This is a genomic window from Mycobacterium simiae (assembly GCF_010727605.1).
Classification (GTDB): domain Bacteria; phylum Actinomycetota; class Actinomycetes; order Mycobacteriales; family Mycobacteriaceae; genus Mycobacterium; species Mycobacterium simiae.
This window is the reverse complement of record NZ_AP022568.1, coordinates 1,110,868-1,134,876: the sequence shown is the minus strand read 5'-3', so window position 1 is coordinate 1,134,876 and position 24,009 is coordinate 1,110,868. Positions and strand designations below refer to the sequence as shown.

27 protein-coding genes and 1 pseudogene are annotated in these 24,009 nt (G+C 62.7%); 19 read left to right on the top strand and 9 right to left on the bottom strand.

Annotated features, from left to right (window positions below; all coding sequences use genetic code 11):
• Nucleotides 1-5: 5 nt before the first annotated feature.
• From G6N33_RS05130 to G6N33_RS05115, 4 genes are all read left to right on the top strand, one after another.
• Nucleotides 6-1,538 (top strand): aldehyde dehydrogenase family protein, encoded by a 1,533-nt coding sequence (locus G6N33_RS05130; RefSeq protein WP_044510357.1) that lies wholly within the window; start codon nucleotides 6-8, stop codon nucleotides 1,536-1,538.
• 62 nt (nucleotides 1,539-1,600) lie between these two features.
• A complete protein-coding gene (locus G6N33_RS05125) occupies nucleotides 1,601-2,749 on the top strand; it encodes a CaiB/BaiF CoA transferase family protein (protein ID WP_231382579.1) in 1,149 nt (382 codons plus the stop codon).
• Nucleotides 2,750-5,113, top strand: coding sequence for a CaiB/BaiF CoA transferase family protein (locus G6N33_RS05120; RefSeq protein WP_044510360.1), 2,364 nt, complete (start codon nucleotides 2,750-2,752; stop codon nucleotides 5,111-5,113).
• Nucleotides 5,114-5,215: 102 nt separating this feature from the next.
• Nucleotides 5,216-5,356: a ferredoxin gene (locus G6N33_RS05115; protein WP_231382580.1), complete on the top strand. Its 141-nt coding sequence runs from the start codon at nucleotides 5,216-5,218 to the stop codon at nucleotides 5,354-5,356.
• 124 nt (nucleotides 5,357-5,480) lie between these two features.
• Here G6N33_RS05115 and G6N33_RS05110 read toward each other — a convergent pair whose 3' ends face one another.
• Nucleotides 5,481-6,233 carry a membrane protein gene (locus tag G6N33_RS05110; RefSeq protein ID WP_044510362.1) on the bottom strand — a complete coding sequence of 251 codons (753 nt, stop codon included), beginning with the start codon at nucleotides 6,231-6,233 and terminating at the stop codon, nucleotides 5,481-5,483.
• Between the two features lie 127 nt (nucleotides 6,234-6,360).
• Between G6N33_RS05110 and G6N33_RS27365 the strand changes: the two are divergent.
• Both G6N33_RS27365 and G6N33_RS05105 read left to right on the top strand, forming a co-directional pair.
• A pseudogene (locus G6N33_RS27365) lies at nucleotides 6,361-6,519 on the top strand (TetR/AcrR family transcriptional regulator); the annotation flags it as partial.
• Between the two features lie 48 nt (nucleotides 6,520-6,567).
• Complete coding sequence (locus G6N33_RS05105) at nucleotides 6,568-6,963, top strand: hypothetical protein (RefSeq protein ID WP_231382732.1); 396 nt, start codon at nucleotides 6,568-6,570, stop codon at nucleotides 6,961-6,963.
• Nucleotides 6,964-7,089: 126 nt separating this feature from the next.
• Here the strand turns inward: G6N33_RS05105 and G6N33_RS05100 are convergent, their stop codons facing one another.
• Nucleotides 7,090-7,440, bottom strand: a complete 351-nt coding sequence (locus G6N33_RS05100) for a metal-sensitive transcriptional regulator (RefSeq protein WP_044512986.1) — start codon at nucleotides 7,438-7,440, stop codon at nucleotides 7,090-7,092.
• Between the two features lie 128 nt (nucleotides 7,441-7,568).
• Between G6N33_RS05100 and G6N33_RS27225 the strand changes: the two genes are divergently transcribed.
• The 4 genes from G6N33_RS27225 to G6N33_RS05080 all read left to right on the top strand — a co-directional run bounded on the left by G6N33_RS27225 (nucleotide 7,569) and on the right by G6N33_RS05080 (nucleotide 10,767).
• Nucleotides 7,569-7,916, top strand: a complete 348-nt coding sequence (locus tag G6N33_RS27225; protein ID WP_197912994.1) for a hypothetical protein — start codon at nucleotides 7,569-7,571, stop codon at nucleotides 7,914-7,916.
• 662 nt (nucleotides 7,917-8,578) lie between these two features.
• Nucleotides 8,579-8,830 carry a hypothetical protein gene (locus G6N33_RS05090; protein ID WP_044510368.1) on the top strand — a complete coding sequence of 84 codons (252 nt, stop codon included), beginning with the start codon at nucleotides 8,579-8,581 and terminating at the stop codon, nucleotides 8,828-8,830.
• Nucleotides 8,831-8,883: 53 nt separating this feature from the next.
• On the top strand, nucleotides 8,884-9,225 hold the full coding sequence (locus G6N33_RS05085) for a hypothetical protein (protein ID WP_044510369.1): 342 nt from the start codon (nucleotides 8,884-8,886) through the stop codon (nucleotides 9,223-9,225).
• Between the two features lie 906 nt (nucleotides 9,226-10,131).
• Nucleotides 10,132-10,767, top strand: coding sequence for a hypothetical protein (locus G6N33_RS05080; protein WP_142278763.1), 636 nt, complete (start codon nucleotides 10,132-10,134; stop codon nucleotides 10,765-10,767).
• A gap of 85 nt (nucleotides 10,768-10,852) precedes the next feature.
• Here the strand turns inward: G6N33_RS05080 and G6N33_RS05075 are convergent, their stop codons facing one another.
• On the bottom strand, nucleotides 10,853-12,295 hold the full coding sequence (locus G6N33_RS05075; protein ID WP_044510372.1) for an MFS transporter: 1,443 nt from the start codon (nucleotides 12,293-12,295) through the stop codon (nucleotides 10,853-10,855).
• A 249-nt stretch (nucleotides 12,296-12,544) separates the two neighbouring features.
• On the opposite strand from G6N33_RS05075, the gene G6N33_RS05070 reads away from it, so the two are divergent.
• Nucleotides 12,545-13,408, top strand: coding sequence for a YmdB family metallophosphoesterase (locus G6N33_RS05070; RefSeq protein WP_049919208.1), 864 nt, complete (start codon nucleotides 12,545-12,547; stop codon nucleotides 13,406-13,408).
• Nucleotides 13,409-13,417: 9 nt separating this feature from the next.
• On the opposite strand, the gene G6N33_RS05065 is transcribed toward G6N33_RS05070, so the two are convergent.
• Nucleotides 13,418-14,149 (bottom strand): N-acetylmuramoyl-L-alanine amidase, encoded by a 732-nt coding sequence (locus tag G6N33_RS05065; RefSeq protein WP_232069464.1) that lies wholly within the window; start codon nucleotides 14,147-14,149, stop codon nucleotides 13,418-13,420.
• On the bottom strand, nucleotides 14,146-14,523 hold the full coding sequence (locus tag G6N33_RS05060; protein WP_179962664.1) for a DUF4345 domain-containing protein: 378 nt from the start codon (nucleotides 14,521-14,523) through the stop codon (nucleotides 14,146-14,148). The genes G6N33_RS05065 and G6N33_RS05060 overlap by 4 nt, the downstream gene beginning before the upstream one ends.
• Nucleotides 14,524-14,701: 178 nt before the next feature.
• On the opposite strand from G6N33_RS05060, the gene G6N33_RS05055 reads away from it, so the two are divergent.
• Complete coding sequence (locus G6N33_RS05055; protein WP_049919411.1) at nucleotides 14,702-15,358, top strand: TetR/AcrR family transcriptional regulator; 657 nt, start codon at nucleotides 14,702-14,704, stop codon at nucleotides 15,356-15,358.
• Nucleotides 15,359-15,389: 31 nt separating this feature from the next.
• Here G6N33_RS05055 and G6N33_RS05050 read toward each other — a convergent pair whose 3' ends face one another.
• Together G6N33_RS05050 and G6N33_RS05045 are read right to left on the bottom strand one after the other, a co-directional pair.
• Nucleotides 15,390-16,136, bottom strand: coding sequence for an SDR family NAD(P)-dependent oxidoreductase (locus tag G6N33_RS05050; RefSeq protein ID WP_081662209.1), 747 nt, complete (start codon nucleotides 16,134-16,136; stop codon nucleotides 15,390-15,392).
• A gap of 43 nt (nucleotides 16,137-16,179) precedes the next feature.
• Entirely contained in the window at nucleotides 16,180-16,857 is a 678-nt protein-coding gene (locus G6N33_RS05045; RefSeq protein ID WP_044510375.1) for a peroxiredoxin-like family protein, read from the bottom strand.
• 161 nt (nucleotides 16,858-17,018) lie between these two features.
• Between G6N33_RS05045 and G6N33_RS05040 the strand changes: the two genes are divergently transcribed.
• Nucleotides 17,019-17,636, top strand: a complete 618-nt coding sequence (locus G6N33_RS05040) for a TetR/AcrR family transcriptional regulator (protein WP_101528836.1) — start codon at nucleotides 17,019-17,021, stop codon at nucleotides 17,634-17,636.
• 10 nt (nucleotides 17,637-17,646) lie between these two features.
• Here the strand turns inward: G6N33_RS05040 and G6N33_RS05035 are convergent, their stop codons facing one another.
• Together G6N33_RS05035 and G6N33_RS05030 are read right to left on the bottom strand one after the other, a co-directional pair.
• A complete protein-coding gene (locus G6N33_RS05035) occupies nucleotides 17,647-18,180 on the bottom strand; it encodes a restriction endonuclease (RefSeq protein WP_081662402.1) in 534 nt (177 codons plus the stop codon).
• An 87-nt stretch (nucleotides 18,181-18,267) separates the two neighbouring features.
• The gene (locus tag G6N33_RS05030; protein WP_049919210.1) at nucleotides 18,268-19,083 is read right to left on the bottom strand and encodes an SDR family NAD(P)-dependent oxidoreductase; all 816 of its coding nucleotides are present in this window, start codon (nucleotides 19,081-19,083) and stop codon (nucleotides 18,268-18,270) included.
• A gap of 104 nt (nucleotides 19,084-19,187) precedes the next feature.
• On the opposite strand from G6N33_RS05030, the gene G6N33_RS05025 reads away from it, so the two are divergent.
• From G6N33_RS05025 to G6N33_RS05000, 6 genes are all read left to right on the top strand, one after another.
• Nucleotides 19,188-19,496, top strand: a complete 309-nt coding sequence (locus G6N33_RS05025) for an RNA 2'-phosphotransferase (protein ID WP_231382581.1) — start codon at nucleotides 19,188-19,190, stop codon at nucleotides 19,494-19,496.
• Nucleotides 19,497-19,598: 102 nt separating this feature from the next.
• Nucleotides 19,599-21,428, top strand: a complete 1,830-nt coding sequence (locus G6N33_RS05020) for a hypothetical protein (RefSeq protein ID WP_155945949.1) — start codon at nucleotides 19,599-19,601, stop codon at nucleotides 21,426-21,428.
• Entirely contained in the window at nucleotides 21,428-21,868 is a 441-nt protein-coding gene (locus G6N33_RS05015) for a hypothetical protein (protein ID WP_049919214.1), read from the top strand. The genes G6N33_RS05020 and G6N33_RS05015 overlap by 1 nt, the downstream gene beginning before the upstream one ends.
• Before the next feature lie 49 nt (nucleotides 21,869-21,917).
• Entirely contained in the window at nucleotides 21,918-22,346 is a 429-nt protein-coding gene (locus tag G6N33_RS05010) for a hypothetical protein (RefSeq protein ID WP_155945950.1), read from the top strand.
• A gap of 74 nt (nucleotides 22,347-22,420) precedes the next feature.
• Nucleotides 22,421-22,759 carry a hypothetical protein gene (locus tag G6N33_RS05005; RefSeq protein ID WP_044513007.1) on the top strand — a complete coding sequence of 113 codons (339 nt, stop codon included), beginning with the start codon at nucleotides 22,421-22,423 and terminating at the stop codon, nucleotides 22,757-22,759.
• 303 nt (nucleotides 22,760-23,062) lie between these two features.
• On the top strand, nucleotides 23,063-23,893 hold the full coding sequence (locus G6N33_RS05000) for an LLM class F420-dependent oxidoreductase (RefSeq protein WP_044510379.1): 831 nt from the start codon (nucleotides 23,063-23,065) through the stop codon (nucleotides 23,891-23,893).
• The last annotated feature ends 116 nt before the right edge of the window (nucleotides 23,894-24,009 follow it).

Here is a 24,009-nt window from a genome sequence, read left to right as displayed (position 1 = left end):
ACAGCGTGGCAATCCGGCAGTACGAGAATTTCATCGATGGTCGATGGACCAGTGACAACGCCGGGGCACCGATCGATGTAATCGACCCCGCCACTGAGGAAGTGGTCGGCCGCGTGCTTGACGGCGGCGCCAAGCAAGCGGTTATGGCTATCGAAGCTGCGCGCCGGGCCTTCGACGAAGGCCCTTGGCCGTGGATGTCGGTGCGTGAGCGCGCGAGGATACTGAAGCGCTTCAGCGAAATCATGGAGTCGCGCCATGACGAGCTTCGCGAGCTCGTTGTCGCCGAGATCGGTTCCGTCGCCTTCCTTACCGACTTTCTGCAGGTGGGCGGAGCGATCGAAGCATCGCACTACTACAGCGATTTCGTGGAGCACGACGTCACTTGGGTCGAGACTCCGGGAGGGCCGAAAGTCTCACCGACCGGGCTCGGCGGCACCGTCGTCGTGCGAGAACCCGTCGGAGTGGTCGGCGTGATCACACCGTTCAACTTCCCGTTCTCGATCAACCTGCAAAAGTGCTTGCCGGCGCTTGCCGTCGGTTGCACCGTCGTCTTGAAACCACATCCGTGGACGCCGATGAATGCACTCGAACTCGCCCGCATCGGCGAGGAAGCCGGCATACCGGCGGGTGTCTTCAACGTCGTCGTGGGTGGCGGTGAAGTCGGGGAGGAGTTTTCGACGAATCCCCTTGTGGACATGATCGCCTTCACCGGCTCGACGGAAACCGGCAAGCGCATCAGGGAGGTATCGGCGCGGACGATGAAGCGGGCCCAGCTGGAACTGGGCGGCAAGAGCGCTCACATCGTCCTTGACGACGTGACCGAATCCGACGTAGCCGGTATCGGTTTCGGACAAGTGCTCATGCATTCGGGACAAGCGTGCGTCGCGGCGTCGCGCCTGCTGGTGCCGGAGCACCTACTCGATAGCTATATCGACGGCGTTAAGGCCATGGCCCCGAGCCTCACCATCGGTGATCCGCGCGACCCGGCCACCGTGGTGGGTCCCCTGATCCGTGAACAGCAGCGGCAGCGAGTCGAGAGCTACGTGCAGTCGGCACTCGACGAAGGGGCCACGCTGGTGGCCGGCGGCCGGCGGCCCGCACATCTGAGCAGAGGATTCTTTTACGAGCCGACAGCTTTCGTCAACTGTCACAACGACATGCGGATCTGCCGAGAAGAAGTCTTCGGCCCGGTTCTCACAGTGCAGACTTACCAGAATCAAGAGGAGGCGGTGCGCATCGCCAACGACTCCGACTTCGGACTCGCAGGGCTCGTCATGACCCGCAACGCCGCACGCGGCTTCAACGTGGCACGCCAAATCCGTACCGGCACAATCATCGTTCAATGCTGCGGCGGTGGGCCGCTAGACGACGCTCCCAACCCGGGCAACGGCGAGGGCCCGGGCTGGTCGGTGCCCGCGCGTGGAATGTTCAACGGCGGAGGCCCATTCGGCGGTTTCAAGCACAGCGGTCTTGGGCGCGAGCAGGGCCGCTGGGGCTTTGAGGAATTCACCGAGATCAAGTCGATCTCGTGGATGTGAGGGTTCAGTTCACACGGGCATCGGGAATCTGAGGGGTGACTGCCGTGCTTCACGATGTTCGAGTGCTCGAGCTATCCCTGTTCTCCCCCGACGCGCTCGGCGGACACCTCGCCGATCTGGGCGCCGAGGTAATCAAGATCGAACAACCGGGGGGCGGCGGATTCCGCGGCGAACTCTTTCCGCCCGATAACGTACAAAACCTCCAATGGAACCGCGGAAAGAAGAGCGTCACGCTGAACCTGAAATCAGACAAGGGGGCTGCAATCTTTCGCCGCCTTGCGGCGCAAGCCAACGTAATGATCGACGGCCTGCGGGCAGGCGCTGCTGAGCGACTCGGGCTTGGCTATGACGACGTCGTCGAACTCAACCCGACGATCGTCTATTGCAGTCTCAACGGGATGGGCGGTTATGGCCCGTACGCCAAGCTCCCCACGCATGGGCTCTCGTTTGACTGCTTCGCAGGCTTGAACCCGCCAGTAATTCAACCCGACGGAACACCGCGCCTGGCCGCCGGAGCGACCGGCACCACGGGTGTACTGGCCGGCCCCCTCTATGCCGCGATGGCAGTTCTCGCTGCCCTACACAGCGCGCGCCGCGACGGGCAATCGCAGTACGTCGAGGTCTCTCAAGTCGACGCCGCCATCGCGTGGAACTTCCAGAAGCTGACGGCGCTGGCCAACGGCCTGTTCGGCTATTCAGACGGCATGCAGGCTTCCCTGCGGTATCAGTACTACGAGACCAGCGACGGCAACTACGTGGTGTTCAACGCGTTGGAAGACAAGTTCTGGCGCAGATTCTGCGAAGCCGTGAACCGAGCGGATCTCTATGAGCCCGGACAGGCCCGGCTCGGCGATGATCCGCAAGCCGACGAACGCCTGCGCCGTGAACTCACCGCGATCTTCAAGGGCCGCACTCGTAGTGAGTGGATTGATTTCTTCATGGCCACCGACATCGCCGGTGCGCCAGCCTTCGAGGGCGCCGACCTACTTGACGACGAGCACGTCAAAGCACGCGGCATGGTGTATGAACCCTGCGGCCACGACCGCCCGCCATTGCGGCTCATCGCAACGCCTGTCAAGACGAGACCCCGCCGTCCGTTCGCCGCGCCCCTTCCGCCAGACGTTGGGACACACACTTATGAAGTGCTAACCACACTGGCCGGCTGCGATGAGGCGGAACTCCTACAATTGCGCCGCGACGGAGTGATCTGAATGAACATTCTCGAAGGTGTGCGGATCATCGAGATCGCCGACGAGATCGCCGGGCCTTATTGCGGCAAACTCTTCGCGGATGTAGGCGCGGAAGTGATCAAGGTCGAGTCGCCGGCCGGTGATCGGTTTCGTCGCCGGGGGTCGCGGAGGCGCGCGGGGGAGGACGGGGCTTTGTTCACCTTTCTGAACGCCGGTAAGCGCTCAGTCGTGGGGGCTTACGGTGAACCGCATGTTGCCGATCTGATCGCAACCGCCGACATTGTGATCGATGGCGGGGTCGGCGGCAAGATCGACCACGACGAATTACTCAATAAATTAAGCGATTTGGTGATTGTGACGTTGTCCCCGTTCGGCCTGACCGGTCCATATCGAAGCAGACCCGCAACAGAGTTCACGCTGCAGGCCGAAAGCGGAACCCTGGGTCTGCGCGCCCGGCCGGACCAGCCTCCTTTGCAGGCTGGCGGTCGCATCTTCGAATGGGTCCTGGGTAGTTATGCGGCTGTCGGAGCGCTGGCAGCGTCTCTGAGAGCGCGTGACGGAGGCGGCGGCGAGATCGTCGACTGTTCGTTGATGGAAGCGTGTCATCTCAGCGCCAGCGGATTCATCGACTTGTACTACGCCCTCGCGGGAAGTCCACCGACATCGGCACCACCGAGACTGACTGAACTGCCGTCAATCGAGCCGACGGCCGACGGCTGGGTTGGATTCAACACCAACACCCACCAGCAGTTCGAGTCCTTCCTGCTGATGATCGGCCGTGCCGACCTCCTCGAGCAGGATGCGACCTGGGCCCTGGCTCCGACGCGGTACGAACGCATGGAGCAGTGGAACAAGATTGTGCGGGACTGGACTACCCAGCGCACTACTGAAGAGATCGTTGAAGTGGCTTCCGCGCTTCGGATTCCCGTTGCGCAGGTCAACAATGGGCGGACCGTCCTGGACCATCCCCACTTCCGCGCGCGGGGCGTATGGGCCGCGAGCGCCAACGGAACATTCACTCATCCGCTTCCGCCCTACCGGATCGATGGCATGCGGCCGGGCAGCGAGCCGAAGGTTGCGCCGCGGCTCGGTGAGCTCGATGCGATGGCACCTCTCTCTAAGCCGGGGACGCCAAGAAATTCCGTGTCGGCAGTGAATCTGCCGCTGACAGGCACACGCATCATCGACGCTACGGCTTGGTGGGCCGGGCCTTCATCCACCCACATCTTGGCGGCGTTAGGCGCCGAGGTCATTCACTTGGAGTCAGTTCAGCATCCAGACGGTGCGCGGATGACCGCCGGAGCATTCATGGACCAGCCCAGCTGGTGGGAGCGCTCGGCCATGTTCTTGGCCACCAATGCCAACAAGAAGGGCCTGACGCTCGATCTGTCGTCACCAAGAGGCCGAGAGTTATTCTTCCGGCTTGTCGAACATGCCGATGTTGTCGTGGAAAACTTTTCACCGCGAGTCTTTGAGAATTTCGGCATTACCTGGGAAGCGTTGAGTTCTGCGAACCCGCGGCTGATCCTGACCCGCATGCCCGCTTTCGGTCTGGACGGACCGTGGCGGGACAACGTCGGGTTCGCGCAAACGATGGAGCAGATGACAGGCATGGCCTGGATAACCGGTCACGAATACGATCAACCGCGCATACCTCGCGGCCCGTGTGATCCGTTGGCAGGCATGCATTCCGCTTTTGCAATGCTTGTCGGACTGAGTCGGCGAGAGCAGACCGGCCGGGGCTCTTTCGTCGAGGTATCCATGGTCGAGGCGGCACTGAATGCCGCCGCGGAGCAAGTCATCGAGTACACCGCTTACGGCACCATCCTGTCGCGACTGGGCAATCGCAGTAGGGACGCGGCGCCTCAGGGCTTGTACTCATGTCGCGGGCACGAACAGTGGCTCGCCCTCTCCATCGCATCCGACGAGCAATGGTCTGCATTGAAATCAGTGCTCGGCCAGCCAGGCTGGGCGGACGATCCCTCGCTCGACACGCACGAAGGGCGCTGGCGTGCACACGATTTGATCGACAAACATCTTGAGCAGTGGGCCTCTGGGCAAGACAGCGCCGACGCGGCGGCCATGTTGTCGGCTTCCGGGGTTCCTGCTTCCACGCTTTACGACGCGCGGTTCAGCCCTCAACACCCGCAGCTGGTCGCGCGTGGCTATTTCGAACGCGTAAATCACTCGATCGTCGGTCAGCACCAGGTCCCGACCATTCCATTTCGGTTCCGCAGCGTCGATCGATGGTGCCGAACCCCGGCACCCACGGTCGGAGAGCACAACGAGACCATCTTGAAGGAATTGCTCGGATTGGACGAAACCGCGATCGAGACGCTCGCCACCGAATCTGTAATCGGCACTCGGCTCAACGGCATCGGTTGAGTGAATGCTTTCAACGCTTCGAATCGAGATCGGCTGCAGGGGGAGGAAACGATGCGTGTACGCATAGAGCGTGACACTTGCCAAGGTCACAGTCGATGTGCAATGACGTGCCCCGAAATCTTCGATGTTGATGACGACGCCAAGGCATTCGTCCACGTCGACCACATCCCTCCGGAATGGGAAGATAAGGCGCGGATGGCGGTCGTGAACTGCCCTGAGCGTGCCATCGGCATCGACGAATGACCACGCTCAGCCTCCGGACGTCAAGTGCACCACATTGCCGCGCAGGCGGGGAGAAAGAGACGACTGCTGACCCGCACAGGTTTCGGCTTCTCGTAGTCGCGTTCAGTGGTCTGGCGCTGGGACGCTAAAACTTCACTGCAAGGTCTTGGCGGGCTATACGTCGAACGCCCCAGAAGTAGGTCACGAAGGGCATGGTGCACCACAAGAGGTTCAGCACCACAAACTTGATCCACATCTCGACGGGACTGCTCATGCTTTGCAGATTGTTCGCAATCTCGACTCCGAAGTAGACCGCGGGCAGCGTGACCTCGACGATCATCCCGCCCATGATGAATGAGAGTTGAGTGCTGGTGAACCGCTTGCCATTCCGGAAGAACTGCACCATCGCGTAAGCCTCGAAGAGGCCGATGAAGAAGGCAATCCACTCAAGAACGACGATGAGCGGGTCCCCGTTTAAGTAGCGTGCGTCGCCTCCAAGCAGGATGGGCGCCCACATGTACGTCCACAGCGCACCTTTCTGCACCCCAGCCCTGATTTGGTCGAACAGCAATAGCCAAGGCAGCTCCCAGATGAAGCGTGGGATTAGCGCGATGAAGACCCACACGATCACCATCGCGCTCAGTCGCTCCGACTTCGTCCAGTCGCGACGGCCCGCCACCGGTAGCCACGGCAGCGCAAGCGCCGTCAGAAAACACCCAACGACGACAACGACCAATCCGGTGGAAGCGACGACATGGGAAACCCCGCCGTGAAATTCGAGAAACCAGAACACGATATGGATTGCGAAGAAGAATGCCAGAACTCCGAACAACGACTTTTGCAGTGACGAGAGCCCGCGCCTCTGCTGGTATTCGTCGGCGTTGATCGTCGCTGTCATGGCCCTACCATCCGCTGGGCCGGTAGCTGCATGCGCAAAGCATGGCATATGCAATGTTTTCCTGACAAGGGCCTTGACCTAAGGTGCTGTGCATGAGGCAACGCGCTGAGCGGGGCGGATTGCGGAGATGACGGAACGGGCACGTACTGCACCGCGTCGTCCAAGTACCGGGCGGCAGGAGCGCGGGGACCGGACCCGCGAATTACTCATCGACGAGACGGTCCGGTGCATTCGCGAGGAAGGCTTCTCTGCGGCCAGCGCCCGGCACATCATTGAACGAGCCGGGCTGAGTTGGGGTGTCATCCAACATCACTTCGGCGATCGGGATGGCCTGTTGACCGCGGTAATCGAAGATGCAGTTGACCGCCTCAGCGCAGCACTTGATCTGTTAGCCGATCCTTCGCAAGTTACGGACACCGAAGAATGGGTGCGGGCGACGTGGGAAGCGTTCGCCAATCCAAAAGCAATGGCGGGGTTGGAGATTCTGATCGCCAGCAAGCAATTGCGTGGCGCGCTTGAGGGGCGGCTCATGCAACGTCTCGGCACGGCGTTGGCCAACATGATGGCGCGGTTAGACGCCGCGACCGATGGCGAACACGCCGCCGCGTTGGGGATGCTGCTGTGGACCACACCGGTAGCGATGATGATCGCGGAGATGTTCGCAGCGCACCCGCTGTCCACCAAGGATGCACAGCAGGCGGTTGCCGCGCTCCTTGACGCGCATCGCTGACTAAGGCGATGGCGCCGGCCGCCTCGCCGCTCGCATGCATCCGTTGTGCCAGAGCGACTTCGGCTGATTCAGCGCCCTCGGGCGGCCGATGGACTGTTCCCGCGCACGACGCGGAGGGGGACCCAACTACTGCGAAGCTGCATTGCCGGGTTGCATCGCCTCGTCGCGAGTCGTTCCGTTCAAGTGCGTGTCGGGGCCAGTCAAGGCCGAGCTGAACTTGAGGGCATCGACTAATTCGGCTATCGCTTTCTGGCCCTTTCCGCCCACCACGGCATCGGAGAAACAAGTCTCCAAGTGGTTGTGCAGCATTACGCGGTTGGTTCGCTCTAATGCAGACTGCACCGCCGAGATCTGCTTCATGACATCCACGCAGTAGGCGTCGGTCTCCAGCATTCGGATGATCCCGTCGAGGTGGCCACGCACCGTTTTGAGCCGATTCAGCGCGGATCGCTTTTTAACCGTCAACTCATCAGACATCGCGGTTCCCTTCCGCCAGTAGCACCGCATCGCTGTTCATTAGATGAACGTCGCCAGTCTACTCGACTCCCACCCCACCCAGGGTGGGGTAGCATGGCGGCGTTTGGTCCCGTATTGGAGGTACAGCTATGGCAGATACAACCGACGCTTCACACCCGTCACATGATCCCGGCACAGTGCGCCACCGCCCGTCTCGCCTCAACCAAGCCCTCGCCTGGGTGGGCATCGTGGCCGGCGGGTTATTTGTCGTCGGCGCGATTTTCTTCTCCGGTTACTTCTTGGGCTGGAGCGAGCACGCGCCCCTGCAGATGGCCCACGCGGCGACGGCGCACGAAGCGAAGGATTGCTGTGCCGACATGAAGCCCGGGGACATGAAGCCCGGGGACATGAAGCCCGGGGACATGAAGCCCGGGGACATGAAACCGGGGGACATGAAACCGGGGGACATGAAGCCCGGAGCGACGGGCCAGCGATGATCGGTCCGCGGTCAAGGGGTTAAGCCACTGGGGTGCAACGGCTGCTGCGATGCATCCCGCGCACCAGATCGATTGAGCGGGGCCCGGACTCGTTCGCCCGGGCCTGGCGCTCTCTTGCGAAATGCCAAGTGCCGGCGCAACAGTGGTGGTCGCCTCGGCCGCATGCCGATCCGCCGCGCCAGTGCCGTTGAGCCGTCGAGCGACGTAACCGACCGACACGCTCGTCGCGTGCCCGGCGGCTTTGCGCGTGGCTGCCCGCCCCTCACCACTCGGTTGCAATTCGAGTCCAGGTTCGATAGGACGGCCCGCCGTGCTCGACGTGTCGATGCCCTCGCGAACGAACGCAAGACAGCGCTCGGTTGGATGCAAGGCAGAATGTGTTTGCTCAGCCGTCACTATGTGAACTCAGTGATGACTTTCGCGGCAGAACGAGGAGCTCTCATGACCTATCGCGGCCTTGCGTTGGGGCTCGGCGCGGTGGCGGCGGCGGCCGTCATTCCCGTCACGGCCCACGGCGCGCCGCCGACGAAGTGCCTGACCAACACCCCTATGGGCAAGCAGGTCTACGTCCCATGCGATCTCCTCAACGCCGGCGCCAATTTCCCGCCGGGGCAGCGTTGTCCTCCGCCGCTCGAGCAGTACCCGAAAGATGTGGCCGACTGGTGTGGCGAGGGACCAGGCCTTGCCAGTACCACGCCCACCAGCCCGGCGAGCCCGACGGCTGCCACGACCCCGACGACTCCTACCAGTCCGGCGCGGTCGACAAGCTCCACGACCCCCACGAGTCCCGTGACGTCTACCAGTCCGACGACCTCAACCACCTCGACGGCTCCCACGACCTCAACCACCTCGACGACTCCCACGAGCCCGTCGGTTCCAGGCAACGCGGGCTGACCACGAAAAGCGGAGCGTAAATCCGTCGACGTTGAGTGTGACGCGCAGCGATCACTCCTATTAATGTTGATTCATGGGTGGCGAATTCATCGAGATCCGCATAACCCATCCCTGGGAGTCGACGCATCCGACCCGCGAGGCCCTGCAACCGCGGCTGCTGGACTGGCAGGTTGATGACAACGGTAGGCACGTCGCCTCGCGCTACCGGATAACCCGTTACGAGCAGGACGGCCAACCCCGGTGGTGGTTGGACGGCACCGGCCAGCACCCCTGGACCAGCGATGACGTCGAGTACCTCAAGGACGTCGCCGAGCACCACGCCGCCCGGCTGTCGCGTCGACAACGATGGCATCCCAAGAGCATGTACAACGGCCAGGAACCGCCGCTGTGGCTCGGTGGTCGAGGGTGGTCCTGAGTAGAACGTGTGCAGGGCGCTGCACAAGAGCGCGCTTGTCGTCGGCCGCGTGATTGGCCTGTGCATCCCAAATACGTTGTGCCTCATCGTCAATAGACCTGCGGCGAATTTTTGAAAGTTCCGGCCACCCCGATCGAAGGTCGCGATGACCGCGGGCGGCATCCTGTTCGAGGACCGACATGGACAGAAACTCGCAGGGGCGCACACCAACGGTCTTCGTAGACCTCGGCGAATAAAACCACCCGGCGGGCGAGCCGCTCGCAGTAGCCCGGCCGTCTCAGGAATTGTCCCAAGTGCAGAGGCCTTGCCGCAGAGCGTGATCGACAGTTACCTCCGGTCCGACGGCGTCGTTGCGAGCTCGTAGCGGCGCTCGCGACACGGCAACCATGACAACATCTTCGTCGCGATACCCGCGAGTAAAAAATAGACGCCCGGCAGCCGGGTCATCGTGCGCAGCTCCATCCGCTGAACACCAATGGAATGGCGAGGGCGCCAATTTCGATCCTGGGCCGCTTCCCCGCGAACGCGGTTTGAGCGACTAGCCCAATCAAACCGTCGAAGTTTATGGGGATCGTGAACATTGGCGATGCAATTGCCCAAATTCACCCTGCCGATATCTTTTGCAGGTAGTCTGACGGTTCTCCGAACACCAAACCGGTCGTCAGTTCTGACAGGCACCAACGGGCCCTAATGACAGAAGACTCTACGCCCACAACACACACCGATCCACCGCAGCGGCAACACCAAGCGGATCGTGTAACGGTTTGGCGACCCTTCGCGTCCACCGCCCAACTCGGGCGCCAGATGATTAGCGTTTCAGGCCGGCAGTCCGGAACGCCCCTAGACTGGACATTCTCGATCTGGCTTCTAGGTCTACTTCCAGCCGTTTTCGCTTGCTTGCGGCTGATGACACTCGCACGCGGAAACACTGAGACCCTCAAATCGCTAATGCAAAATCTGAACGTTACGGCGTTGGTGCTGGCAACGATCATTCCACTTGGAAGCTCTCTCCTAACGTGGTGGCTCTTTTTCAGCATCATCGTCAAGGTAGGGTCCGCACGAAAGCCTGGTCGATGGCCATCTCTTGTGTTGCTTCTCCTTCTCGTCGGATTCATCGACTTTTTTGCGATGCCGTTGCGATACATCCTTATCAATCTCGGATGCTTCGTCGTGCTGGTCTCGTGCATGGTTGGCGTGGTGTTGATGCGTCACTTCTCCCATCCGGCCGCCGAAAAAGTAAACACTGGAATGGCGCAGGCGTGGGCAGTCATGTTCGTGGCTGCGCCACTACTTTTTTGGCTCAGTTCGGGTGTTTGGCTTCCGAAGGAGAGGTTGACTGTCGCTGCGAAAGTGAAAGAACCGGTCTATGTGCTGTCCTACGACGAGCGTTGGGTCAAATACATGGATGAAGATCGCGTTGTGCATATTGTGCGGACGCCGGAGGTCACGAGCCGGGACGCCGTAGGTGCATCGAAGTCGGTCTGGTACCAGACCCCGTCCCTGTTGTGGCAGGAATGGCGGTCGCGGCACCAAGCCAAATAGCAGGAACGGTTGACACAGAGGTCGATTCCAGAAAACGCGGCGAGCGAATGACGCGTGTCGTCGTGAACTCCGGCTATGCCACCACTTAGGGCTCTGCACCCAGACCTTCCGTGGGCGCTGCTCGCACCCCCCAGCGCATACCAGCGCTCGCGTCGTCCAGTGGGACCCCGGATGGGTCGCGCAACACCAGCGTTGCGGCACCCGCGAGCAGGAAGCACACACCGGCTAGCAGCGTGGTGATACGCAGCCCCATTCCGCTCAGCACCAAGGGCGTGAGCAGAGCGCCGATGAAACCGCCCACCTTGCCCAGGCACGACGACAACCCGTGCCCGGTGCTGCGCACGGTGGTGGGATAGCACTCCGCACCGAGCAAGATCAGCGCATAGTTCGGGCCGAAGGTGGTGCCGAATAACGACAGTCCAAACACCGCCGCGAACGCGATGACGGTATGGGTCAATCCCGGAATCACGGTGATCAGCAACATCGACCCCGCGCACAACGCCAATCCCGAGATCTGCAGGGTGGTGCGGCGCAATCGATCCACCACCGCCAAGCCGACGAGCGCACCACTCAGGCCAAAGCAGATCATCAGCACGGCATTGATCGCCACATTGGTGATGGTCGCCGTCGACGGCGAGATGCTTTTGATCAGCAGCGGTTGGCTCACCGCGTTGCCGTAGGTGGCGATGTTGAAGAAGAACCAACTGCCGCCGGTGCCGATCAGCGTGATCAGGAAGTGCCGGTTGGTCAGCACCTCGGAGAGCCGGACCTTGACCCGTGCCTTGCCGGTGGCGGCGGCGAGCGGTGTGGTCGCCGAGAACGCCGACAGGTCACTTTCGGCGCGTTCGCGGTCCCGGGCGACTCGCAGTGTCCAGCGCGGCGACTCGGGCATGTGTCGGCGATTCCACAACACCAACAGCGCCGGCAGCGCACCGAGGCCCAGAATGAGCCGCCAGGCCAGCTCATGCGGCGTTCCCGTCGCCAGAATCAGCAGCGCCGCAAGGTATGCCGCGACCTGACCCAACGCGAAAAACAGGAACGCGAAGCCGACAACCCGACCGCGGTTGAAGCGATTGGCGTACTCCGTCGTGATCACACTGGACGCGGGGTAGTCGCCGCCGATGCCGACGCCGAGGATGAACCGGGCGACCAGCAACCAGGTGAAGTTCGGAGCGAACGCCGACAGCAATGCACCGACCACCATGATCGCGGCCTCCAGCCCGTACACGGTGCGCCGGCCGAGCAGATCGCCGAGCCGGCCGAAGACGAACGCGCCGACGGCCACCGCCAGCAGGGCCGAGCTGGTCAGCAGCGCCACCTGTCCGGAGTTCAGCCCAAATTCCGGCTTGACCAGCAGGATGACGGTGCCGATGACGTTGAGGTCGTAGGCATCAGTGAAAAAGCCGGCGCCCGCGGTCGCGGCGGCCTTGAGGTGAAACAGGCTCAGCGGCGCGTTGTCGAGGGCTTCCTCGATCGGATCCACTGGTGTCCGGGCGGACGTCGTGCTGGCATCCAGGGTCCGTGTCATGGACTTCTCCCTGATGATGAGGAACCGTCAAATACCTCCTCAGTTTCAGGATCTATGCGACCGCGATACCGAACGTCGTTGACGTGGGCGTTAACACCAGGGGAATGTGCGTGGCCGTCATGCGGATAAGTGAGGCAGGTCTCAAAAACTTAGCATGTCAACAGTTTTCGGTGAACAAGTAGCCGGGTACACCTCGTCGTGTAACCGCCCCGTTGCCAGCTGGCCACCCGTGGTGCGTACACCGGGGCCGTGCCCGGGATCACCGGGCCCGCTGACGAATGGGGGAACATGGCCCGCGTGCTTTTTCTCGGCGATGTCGTCGGTCCGGCTGCACTCGATTATGTCTGCGAACGCATGCCCGGGCTGCGTTCGCAATGCGAGGTCGACCTTGCCGTGGTCAACGCGGAGAACGCGCAGCGCAGCGGCCCCCGTATCCGAACCGGCTTTGGGCTCAATGCTGAAGCGGCAGAGCGCCTGTTGGAGTCCGGCGTCGACGTCATCACCGGGGGCAATCATTCCTGGGACGGAGATATGCCGGACGTGGAGAAGGTGCTCGCCCACCCGAGGGTGCTGCGCCCGTTCAACATGCCCGACGGTCTGCCCGGCTCCGGGGTGCTCCAAATGAATGTCTCGGGAATGGATTTCACCGTGGTCAACCTGATGAGCAGGACCGCCGTGGTGGAGCCGGAGCCGTTGTTCGGCCGATGGTTGACCGGACGACAACACCTGACGTCCCCGTGGCAGGCGTGGCAGTCGATTGACCGGAGCGGCGCGGTCATCGTGGATTTCCACGGGTTGAGCATCAACGAAAAGCAGGCATTCGCCCACGCTGTTGCCGGCACTGCCGCCGCGGTGTTAGGTACCCACACCCACGAGGCGACGCTGCCGCTGCATCTGCTGCCCGGGGGCACCGCGCTGGTCACCGACGTCGGAATGACCGGCGCGACAGGCGGTGTCATCGGCATCGACCCGGAGCATTGGGTGGCCGAGATCCGCGGTGAGGACTATGGCGCGTTACCCCCGTACCGGTTGGCGTCGGGGCCGATGACGATGGGGGCGGTGCTGTTGACCATCGACGGCACGCGCTGCACCGCCATAGAACGGGTGCACTGAGTACGGCTGCTAGTGGCCGGCCTCGATTGCTGCGACTCGCTCGGCCGCTTCGGGTCCACAGAACGACCGCAGGTTGACCGGTCCGGCGGCCAGCAGGTTGGTGATGCGCCGCTTCAAGTCACCGGAGCTCAGATGGGCATAGAGGTTCGCCCCCGGGCACGACGTGTTGGCGAGGTCCCGATGGCCCGCAAGGGTGTCGGGCGCGATGACGAAGCGTTGTGCGGCCCAGGCGAATGCCAACGCGGCACCATGCAGCTGGGCCTCCGACACCTCCTCGCGATCGAAGTCGCCCTCACACAAAACGAGGAAATGGCCCATGGTGTTGTAGTCCGTCGCGGTGTCACCCGCATACTCGGTGCCGCGCAGTGCGTAGATGTTGCCGTTGCGGTCCACCCCAACGTGATAGGCGATGTCGATCCAGCCCAGCTGATCCTGGTGATAGCGCTGGTCCTGGCGCAGCCGGCTGGGACTATTGCGGTTGTCGCCGAGCACCACAGCTTCGTGGTGCAGCGTCATCCGGGTGATCGTATGGACTCGTCCACCAGGCCGCGCCGGGCGGGCACCCCAGGCGTCACGGCAGAGTAGCGGTGCGGCAACAGGATTCGGCGCGGCGGGATCCGCCACGCTCGGCGGTGCGCAGGCGGCAATGGTGGCGGCCAATCCGACGTTGCCGACCAGTCGCAGCATGTGACGACGGCTGACGGCATTCGGATCCCGCGGTGGCCGTTCGACCGTAGTCATCCCCGTGCGGTAAGCAGCAGCGCGGTGGCGCCCACCACCTCTACGAGAAAGTAAAACCAGTTGGGATAGAAGGGAGTCCGGCCGTCGATGACTGCGGAAACCAGCCGGCCGAATGCCATACCCGCCAGGGCCAGGCCGACGGCGATCATGATTCCCGTTCGAGGCGACCCGGTGTCCGATTGCTGGGCCGCGAATGCCAATGCCCCGGCGATCGCGAGGCCGAAGCCGCCGTAGACGGCACGTACCTCGGCGCGGGACTCCGGCTTGGACAGCGTGATGCCGAATACCCGAATCAACGCCGCCGGAGCCGCCAATGCATAGATGCCCATGCCCAAGAAAAACACGGCGGTCACTACCAGCACCAAGATCGTCACCGCAGCCTCCTGTTTTGATCACGCCAGGAGTCAGTATGGCCGCTGGCGCCGGTATCGTTCGCAACTTCAGCCAACAGATCGTCGAGGCGTCGGCCCAGGTTCCACCCCCCAACGCTCTGGGCTCGCCTGCCCCAAGCCCTCGACCACTCGGCGGCGGCCGATGCGCAATGATCTGGTGGTGAGCACACCGCGAGGACCCGCGCCGGCCACCGCGTTGCAACTGGTGCTGGCCGCCGAGCGGCTTTTCGCCGAGCACGGACTCGCGGGCGTCTCGTTGCGCCAGATCTCTATGGAGGCGGGGTCCTCGAACAACTCGGCCATCCGCTACCACTTCGGATCCAAAGACGGCCTGCTGCGGGCGATCTTCGCCTACCGAATAAGCGACCTGACGCAACGACGCGCGCTACTACGGGCCCGAGCGGATCCCAACGATCTGCGCGCGCAACTGGAGGCGCACGTCCTGCCGCTGCTCGAGTTCGCGGAGTCGCCGGACAGCTCGTATGTGTCGTTTGTCGAGCAGCTGCAGCGCAGTGGGCAGGTCGACGTCGTCCTGTTCCAATCGGATGCGATGCGGTCGCAGGAAGAGTTCACCTCCGGGATGCAGCGCCTGCTATCACACCTGCCGGACCCGGTGCGTGTCATGCGAATTCAGCACGCCCAAGATCTCGCGGTGCACATCGCCGCCGAACGCGAGCGGGCGATCCGCCGCGATGACGCAATCGTCCCCTTCGCCCTGTTCGTCAGCGGCGTGGTCGATGGGCTCACGGGATTTCTCGAGGCGCCCGTATCCGCGGAAACCACTGCGCTAATCACACGGAACAATTCGAATTCGTAACCCGTGCGAGCGGCGACGCGGTACGACGGTTTCAGACCGCGATACGGCCCCCGTCGACGGGCAGAACGGCGCCGTGGATTTGGTTCGCGGCCGGCGAGGCCAAGAAGACGATCGCGTTCGCGATGTCGGCGGGAGTGCCGACCTTCCGCGAGGGCAGCGCCGCGGCCATCTCATTGAGCATGTCTTGCATCCCTGCGGTGCCCTCAGTGTCGGTAGGGCCGGGGCTTACTGCGTTGACGCGCACTCCGGACGGGCCGAACTCGGCCGCCCACGCCTTGGTGAGTAATTGCACGGCAGCCTTGCTCGACCCGTAGAGCGACATTCCGGAAGCGCCAAAGTTGGCAACCATCGTGCTGACGTTGACAATCGCGCCGCGGCCGCGCTCGGCCATCCGCGGCGCAAGCTCCGCGACAAGGAAATAGGGGGCGCGGACGTTGACGTCGAACACCGCATCGAAGTCGTCGACGGTCACTTGTGTGGTCGGGCCCATCGGGAAGAGCCCGGCGTTGTTCACCAAGACATCGACGTGGCCGACCAGCCGGGTCGTTTCGGCGGCTAGTGCGCGGACGCCGCCGATCTGGCCGAGCTCGGCGGCGACAAAGTCTGCCTGGCCACCGCTCTCACGGATCTTGGTGACCACGGCATCACCGCGTGTCTTGTCGCGACCGCTGACGATCACGTGTGCGCCGCGCGACGCGAACTGCTGGGCAGCCGCATGGCCAATGCCGCTTGTGCTTCCGGTAATGAGCACCGATTGACCGATGAAATCGTGAGACACGAAGGGCTCCTTAGGTTTCGGAGGTTGTGCGTTTGTCGGCCGGTCAGTGGAGGGCGTTGAGGGCGGCGAGGATGTCGCCGACTTCGGTGCGTGTCGTGTAGTTGGGGTGCACGTCAATCCAGCGGATCACCCCCGCGGCGTCCACGATGACGACAGTCGGCATGGGCACGTCGTGGCTGCCATCGGCATTTACGTCGGTCAACGAGATGCCTATGGCGCGCTGGGCGGCCCGGGCCTTGTCTGTTGGCGCGGTCAGCACGCCCAACCGCTTGGCGATCGTGTTGCCCGGATCCGACAGCACCGTGAACGTGAGCTCGTTCTTCTCTTTCATGGACAGCGATCCGTCCGGCTTCTGCGGGCTGATCGCGACGAGCTCGACGCCCCTGTCGGCCAGCGCCGGAACCAGGTCTTCCTGATAGGCGTGCAGCGCCAAATTGCAGTACGGGCACCACGCACCGCGATAGAGCACGACGACGGCGACGCGGCCGGCCCGAGCGGTCGACAGCGTCGTAGACGCCCCATGCACGTCGAGAAGGGTGAAATCGCCGAGTAAGTCTCCGGGTTCGGCAATGCCCGCGGGAATTCCCCGTTCGCCTAGCTCCGTCTGCTCGGCGCTGAACACGCCAACTATCTCGTCGGGGACCTTCCCCGCCATTGCCTCCTGAAGCTTGGCCACGCGATCGGCGATGGTGGTGATGTTGGCGTCGGCAGCGGTGGTCATTGCAGTCCTTTCACACATACGCCGGCGTCGCAGCAAGCCCGGCATGGTCGACATCCGATACCTTGCGAGCAGAAAAATGGAGTGTCAACTCCAAAATCGCCTAGACTGGAGTTGACACTCCATTGCCGTCCGAGTCGAATGGCGGCCGAGAGGGGTTGCGAATGCCGACAGCCGCACGGGAAAAACTGACGCCGAAGGGGCGCGCTACCCGCGAACGGATCGTGGCAGCCGCCGCCGAGCTTATGTCCCGCCAAGGGGTGGCCCGCACCACGATCGAAGACATTCAGCATGCCGCGGGGATCAGCACCTCACAGATGTATCACTATTTCGCCGACAAGGGCGCCCTCGTCGCCGCAGTCATCGACTTCCAGACCGACCAGGTTCTCGCGGTGCAGCAGCTAGGACTGGATCGCCTGGAGAGCCTCGAAGACCTGCGCCGGTGGCGCGACATCATGGTCGACACAGTGCGCGGCCTGGGTTGCGTCGGAGGCTGTCCGATCGGATCACTGGCCGGCGAACTCGCCGAAACCGATCCGCTCGTGCGTGCCCAACTCGAGCGGTCGTTTACCCAGTGGGAGAACATGATTCGCGACGGACTCCACGCCATCGCTGCACGGGGCGAAATACCAGACGGCACCGACATCGATAATCTGGCACTGGCGCTGTTGGCCGCAGTGCAGGGTGGCCTGTTACTCGCCCAAATCCGCCGCGACACCGCCCCGCTGGCAGCCGCTGTCGACACCATGATCGAATACCTTCGCGCCCTGGGGGTCCGGTAACCGCAGGCCTTCAGTTACCCAGCACGTTGATGGGCGCGGGTACCCAATTTTGCAGCGCCTTGCGCCCGATCAACTGGCAGCCATGCGTATATGCCAATTGCTTTGCCGCAGCAGTGAACTCCTGATTGCTGACTACGATGCTCCGGGTGCACCCGTGGTGCCGAGCGCCCGCGACCACCTGCTGAACGGCGGCGACGCCAACTGTTTTCGCGTGCCGCTTGCATTGGACCGCCACGTATTCGCCGTCTTTGTGGATGATCAGATCGACGCCGTAATCGCCCACGGTCGGAGTGAAGTCGACCTGCCAGCCGGCCCGCTGGATCCGGGCGGCAATGTAGTCTTCGAATTCCACGCCGTTCATCGCGTCAATTTCCGTGATGCCCGCGTCGGCCCGCAGCCGCCGCGAGCGGCGGTAGGCCGGTTGGATCAACCCCGCGAAAAGAAGTCCGCAGCATGCTCCTACCAGGCCGAGCGAGACGCGATGCCCGATGAAACCAACGAGGAGTCCGAAGTACAGCGGCAGGAACAGAAACGCCGTCTTCATGCCGCGTCAGCGATGCAGGACACCCGATGCATGAGTCGATCTTAGGGACGAGCACTGACAGACAACGGGTTTCACCGCCTGTTGCGGCTAGCTGGAACCCTTGCCCAGTCCGCGTTCCATGAAGTTGCCCATGAACGTCACGGCACGACGGCGCGGCATGACCCTGGTGTTCAACAGAGTGACCAATCGGTTTGGGTATCCGGGCATGACGAGATGTTTGCGGCCTATGGCTTTGAGCGTTTCCGCCGCGGCGGCACGGGGGTCGGCGATCTGCCACCGCGGATACTGTGCGAATGCATCACCTTGTGTGTCCATCAGACCCGCGGACATGACCAGGACGTCGATGCCGGTCCCGCGGGTCTCGTACCACAGCACCTCACCGAAGACGAGTTGAAATGCCTTGTTGGCGGCGTATGCGCCGGTGTACGGCGCGGGAATCAGGCCGGACCCCGACGAAACGATGACGATGGCCCCTCGTCCGCGCGGTTTCATCAGATGGGCGAAGCGGTAGATCAGGTTGACGTACGCTCGCGCATTGATGTCGATCATCGCGTTGTGCACATCCAGCGGCATATCGAGGATCTTCGGTGTGTCCTTGGGCGTGTACATGTGGTTGCAGACCAGAACGTCGATGTCGACGTCGGCCACCTCGTCCAGGATCCGCGGATAGACCGCCAAGTCGCCGAGATCGGCAGCGATGGTTCGGACTTGGATGCCGTACTCGGTTCGAAGCGTCGCCGCACGGGCGGTCAATTCCTCGGCGAGGATGTCCACGAGGACAACATTGATGCGACGGCCGGCGATCTCCCGCGCATAAGCAAAACCCAGCCCTTCCTGCCGGGCGCTGCCGGTGACCAGTGCCCAGGAACCGGCATATCGGTCAAGAGGATGTCGACGAGTCACCTGCGAAATCGTAGGGCGTGGCCGTCCCAGACAGGTGAAGGGCGTGGCCCGACGAAACGAGCTAAGCTTCACGACACCGTGCTGGGGACCGGAGGGGGGTCGTCGTGGCTGATGAGCTGGATGTAGAGCTTGTCGCGCTGCAGGTGGGCAGCAACCATGTACTCAATGGGATCGGCGAGGCCGCTGTGGACTTCGTCGGCCACGAGAACGGGCTGGCCGGTGCCGCGCCGGGCTGGGTCGGGTCCTCCCAGCTGGCCCTGTCTCAGCTCGCGGCGCGGTGGGAGACGCAGAACAGCCGGCACCGGCTTCGCGTGGGGCAGTTGGGGACCCACGTCGCCGAGGCGATGGTCGGCTATTCCAAAAACGAGGACGAGTCGGCCGGCGCGCTCAGGTCGGTGCAGGAGCAGGGGTAGCGAGTGGGGTCGCTGACTCCTGCTGACGTCAAGCGCTGGGATCTCAGTGCAATCCGCGCGGTGTTCCAGACAGCCAGTGGGCGCGTCGCAACATTGCAGCGGTTGGGCGACAACCTGCAGCAGGCGCACGACGTTCTCGCCGAGTGGCAAGGCGAGGCGGGGGACGCGTTTCGCGCCGACGTGGGCAAGGTTCGTCGCGATATCGAGGCCGACGGCGCCGAGGCCAAGCAGGTGGCAGCCGCGGTGGAGCGTGCCGAGGCCGACGTGAGTGCGTGCAAGAGTGAGCTGGACGGTATCGAACGGGCCGCTCAGGCGAACGGTTGGTCAATCACATCGGACTGGCGAATTGATCCGGGGCCCAAAGGGATTCCGGCAAATAGAATCGATCTGGCCCATCAGCTGGAGATCTTGCAGAGCGAGCTCAACGCCTGCAAGGTGCATGCCCACACGGCCGATCATGAGCTAGCCGCCGCGATCGCCGCAGCCGTTGGTGCAGCGCCGCTGAACGCCGGCGGATCCGCGCCGGGCGGTGCTCCTACCGCGCAAGGCGCCACGAACCGCGCGCCCGGGGGCAAGCCGAAGACCTGGCAAGACCTGGTGATGCCGCCTGGTGCCGCGGATGCCACGCCGGCCGGTGCCGGGCCGGGGGACCCGGCAGCTTCCCGCGGTACCACGAAGACGTGGCAGGACCTGGTGATGCCCCCTACTGCGGCCGGGACTCCGCCGGGCCATGCGCCATCTGATGCCCCACCGAAGGCTCCGCCTGCAGCAGCCGTCGCTCCGGGCGGTGTCCCGCCAAAAGGTGCGCCGATCGCCGCCGGCGCCGTTGGCAAGCCCAAAACCTGGCAGGACATGCTGCTGCCCGCCGGCAGATTGCCACCCCAGCCGCTGAATCCCGCGGACGTGGAGACCGCCAAGGGGTTGTTACGCAATGTGATGCTTGGTGACGGCGTACCGCCGGATCAGGTCGAAGCACGCCTGAACGAGGTTGTTGCCGCGGCCCAGCGATACGTCGACAACGGCATGCCCAACTACATCCCGCCCGAGCCGAAGGCCCCGCCGCCACCGGGCTTTGGTGAAGGATTCGGCGATCGCTGGCGGGCCACCGAGCAAGGCATCCACAACCTTCTCGGGGTGGGCGGACCCGGCGCGCCGGGCGTGCTCGAGTCATGGACGCAGATGGTCAAGGGAACCTTGGAGACCGTTCAAAACCCCGTGGGCGCCGCGGTCGAGGAGGTCAGGGGCGCTTTGGACTCGCCGAGCCCCGCCTACTATCTCGGCGGCAAAGGGGCAGATGCGGCCTTCGCGGTGCCCGGGATGATATTTGGCCCGGAGGGCCTAGGCGTCGGGAAGCTAGCCGACTTCGACGCGGCGGCCGCGATCGATTACGGCCCGACGCACCTACCGCACACGCCGGTCGGCTTCGACAATCCCATCCGACTCCACTCGTTCGCCGACCAAGCCGGGCAAGATCTTTACGCCGCCTTTGTGCATGGCGAACCAACCACGACCCTCACTCGGCAACTCGCTGAGATGTCGACTCACTACGTCGGGGACGCCCCTGATCGCGTTGTTCTGGGCAAGTATGGAGGATTGGAGGGAGGTTACATCGGCGAAGCCAGAGGCCAGGGTGGAATTTACTTTGATACCGGCAACCCAGTTTGGGACGCTATGACCTACGGCCTTGGTAAGGCTGACGAGCAGCGCCTCGTGTGGCCGGTCAACGAACAGTTTCTCCGAGGTCAAATGGAGAGTGGAGTTCCCCGCATCGAGTATCACTTGCCGCGGCAGTTTGGCAGCGTTGAAGAACTGATGATGTTGGATCCGGAATCTTACTCGGGTAAAGAAATAGCGTTTTTGAAGAGGAATGCGGAGGTATACGGTTATCGGCAAGTTGGAAACGTCTGGGTACATGTAACAGGCGAGCGGTGATGACACAAGACTTCCTGGCCGGAGTGCGCGCTATTGTCGAGCCTCTATTAATTAATCTTGGCTTTCAACTGGACGGCTATGATGACGCCGTTGACGAATGGGGCCGGAGGGGTGCGGTCGTGTACTTCCGATCCGCGGATTGCAAAATACAAATTTATGACTCTAGTCGAGACGGTTCGATCAATTGCATGATCGCTCCGTTGGGTGCTCTCAACGTATTCGGACCGCACGATCAGTCCGGTATGTGGCAATACCTTCCTAGATTCGCACTGCGGCAGGGCGTTCCGCTCGATGAGGTTCGGGAGACTGCCTTGCCTGACTTCCCCACGACCGACCAGTTTTTGGAGTCCGTGCGTGGCCGGATTGAAAGGTATTTCCCCATCGCACACGCGGGTGTTTTGGAAATGCGCGGTCCGGAGTATTGGGATCCGCATCCGTAGCGAAACACATAAATTTTGTTTTGCTCGACGAAAATAAGGAAGGCGACTGATGGCGGAAGTCAGTTTCCCGGATGACGTCCAATCGATCGTTGGGCCAGCCTTGTCGGGCATGGGGTTCACCCTGGATACCGTCGACGAAAGTGTTGACGAGGGAGGGCGAATGGGCTCGGTTGCGATCTACCGAGGGGCCGACTGCAAAATCCAGATCTATTACTCGTCCCGGGAGGGTGAAGTGAACGCCATGATCGGCCCACTCGACGCACCGAACAAGCATGGCGCCTACGATGACTCGGGAAAGTGGAGATATTTCAGCGATTTTGAAACATGGCCTACCGTATCGTTGGAAGAGTTGCTGAAAGATCTTGGTGCTGAACGCGCAAATTTTGAAACCACGTCGAACTGGCTCGAATGGATTACGAAGGAGCGCATCCTTCGTTACTTCGACTCGGCGCATGCCGTGGTGGTCGGGGGGCAGTAGTGCACCGCTGTCGGTCCGCCTCGGAAGTCCAAGCCGAGATCAATCGGCTGTCGGAGAGCCTTGGGGTTCGGTCTATGCCAATCGGGCTTCGAACGCGCGACGGTCTGAATATTTATGTCGCCGACGACGGCTGTTATCATTTCACCTTCTTCGAGCGGGGCCAATTGGGATTTGACCGGGTGGGGAGCCTTGACGACATTCTGTACTGGTACACCGAGGGCGTGGTGGCGGACCAAGCTGCAAAATTGGTTGGCGATCGTTCCGAGCGCTTCCGGTATGAGTTTCAGGTCTTGAGCCGATTCAGCGTCGACTGGGCGAAAAGGCGGGTGCGCGAGCTCGCCGCAATTTTCCGCGGCGGCCAACCGGAAGACATCGCCTTACTTCCGGACATTCGTGAACCTCTAAACGATTGAATGATATGCATCGACTTTCTGACCAAAGTGCGCCGGATTGTCGAGCCGCTATTGAGCGAATGCGACGTCCAACTGACGAAGTCGATAGCGACGTCGACGGCCGCGCCAGCTGGACCCGAGGTCATAGCGGCCACGTCGCAGAGTCGCTCGGAGGCGGGCACCGGCGAACGTTCAGCTCGCAGGGTTTGAGCGGGGTTGCCCTGACAACAGCCGAGGCCGCCGGCGGCGTGGGGGATTAGCGTCGGGTCTGCGGGCGTTGGTCCGCGTTAAGTGACACTTCACCCGGCGAAGATAGGGAACAGCATGAAGTTCGGAATCTCGACGTTCGTCAACGACGACACCATCGACACGGTCTCGCTGGCCCGGGCAATCGAAGAGCGCGGCTTCGCCTCGCTGGTCATCGCCGAACACACCCATATTCCGGCGAGCAGAGAATCGCCCTACCCCCGTGGCGGGGAGCTGCCCTCCATCTACTATCGGACGCTCGATCCGTTCGTCACGTTGGCCGCCGCGGCGGCGGTGACCACTTCCATCGAGTTGTTCACCGGCATCGCCCTGCTGATCGAGCGCGATCCGATCATCACGGCGAAGGAAGCGGCCAGCATCGATCTGATCTCCGGCGGCCGATTCGTCTTCGGCGTCGGCGCCGGCTGGAACATCGAAGAGTTACGAAATCACGGCACCGACCCGAAGACACGCGGCAAACTGCTCGACGAGCGCATCGAGGCGATCAAGGCGCTCTGGACCACCGAACCCGCCGAGTACCACGGCAAATTCGTCGATTTCGATCCCGCCTATAGCCGGCCCAAGCCGGTACAGAAACCGCATCCGCCGATCTTCATCGGCGGCGACTCGGATGCCACGGTCAAGCGGGTGATTCGCCACGAGGCCGGCTGGATCTCCAACCCCCTGCCGCTCGAGCATCTGGCGCGACGTATCGAGCAGTTGCGCGAAGGCAGCGCGGGACGCGATGTACCGCTGGCAATGTTCGGCACACCGGCCGATCCCGAATATTGGGATAGCGCAAAGGAATTGGGTTTCCATCAATTGGCGCTGTTGTTGCCGACCAAGCCGCTAGACGAATCGCTGCGGTTGCTCGATGAATACGCCGCGAAGGTGGATAAGTACCGCTGAAATGTGCCGCCGGGTTCGGTGAACCCGTACGACTTGTCAGCGTATTCGCTAATTTTGCGAATTCTGTCCCCCTGGCGAACATGCGCATTACACTCCGCGCATGGGAGTCGGAGCCC

Coding starts and splice junctions, on each gene's coding strand:
- G6N33_RS05115 (WP_231382580.1), top strand. CDS start 5,216: ATGACGTGCCCCGAAATCTTCGATGTTGATGACGACGCCAAGGCATTC.
- G6N33_RS05110 (WP_044510362.1), bottom strand. CDS start 6,233: ATGACAGCGACGATCAACGCCGACGAATACCAGCAGAGGCGCGGGCTC.
- G6N33_RS05075 (WP_044510372.1), bottom strand. CDS start 12,295: ATGACACGGACCCTGGATGCCAGCACGACGTCCGCCCGGACACCAGTG.
- G6N33_RS05085 (WP_044510369.1), top strand. CDS start 8,884: ATGGGTGGCGAATTCATCGAGATCCGCATAACCCATCCCTGGGAGTCG.
- G6N33_RS05040 (WP_101528836.1), top strand. CDS start 17,019: ATGCCGACAGCCGCACGGGAAAAACTGACGCCGAAGGGGCGCGCTACC.
- G6N33_RS27225 (WP_197912994.1), top strand. CDS start 7,569: ATGGCAGATACAACCGACGCTTCACACCCGTCACATGATCCCGGCACA.
- G6N33_RS05010 (WP_155945950.1), top strand. CDS start 21,918: ATGGCGGAAGTCAGTTTCCCGGATGACGTCCAATCGATCGTTGGGCCA.
- G6N33_RS05045 (WP_044510375.1), bottom strand. CDS start 16,857: ATGACCACCGCTGCCGACGCCAACATCACCACCATCGCCGATCGCGTG.
- G6N33_RS05015 (WP_049919214.1), top strand. CDS start 21,428: ATGACACAAGACTTCCTGGCCGGAGTGCGCGCTATTGTCGAGCCTCTA.
- G6N33_RS05065 (WP_232069464.1), bottom strand. CDS start 14,149: ATGACTACGGTCGAACGGCCACCGCGGGATCCGAATGCCGTCAGCCGT.
- G6N33_RS05005 (WP_044513007.1), top strand. CDS start 22,421: ATGCCAATCGGGCTTCGAACGCGCGACGGTCTGAATATTTATGTCGCC.
- G6N33_RS05080 (WP_142278763.1), top strand. CDS start 10,132: ATGACACTCGCACGCGGAAACACTGAGACCCTCAAATCGCTAATGCAA.
- G6N33_RS05100 (WP_044512986.1), bottom strand. CDS start 7,440: ATGTCTGATGAGTTGACGGTTAAAAAGCGATCCGCGCTGAATCGGCTC.
- G6N33_RS05000 (WP_044510379.1), top strand. CDS start 23,063: ATGAAGTTCGGAATCTCGACGTTCGTCAACGACGACACCATCGACACG.
- G6N33_RS05035 (WP_081662402.1), bottom strand. CDS start 18,180: ATGAAGACGGCGTTTCTGTTCCTGCCGCTGTACTTCGGACTCCTCGTT.
- G6N33_RS05120 (WP_044510360.1), top strand. CDS start 2,750: ATGAACATTCTCGAAGGTGTGCGGATCATCGAGATCGCCGACGAGATC.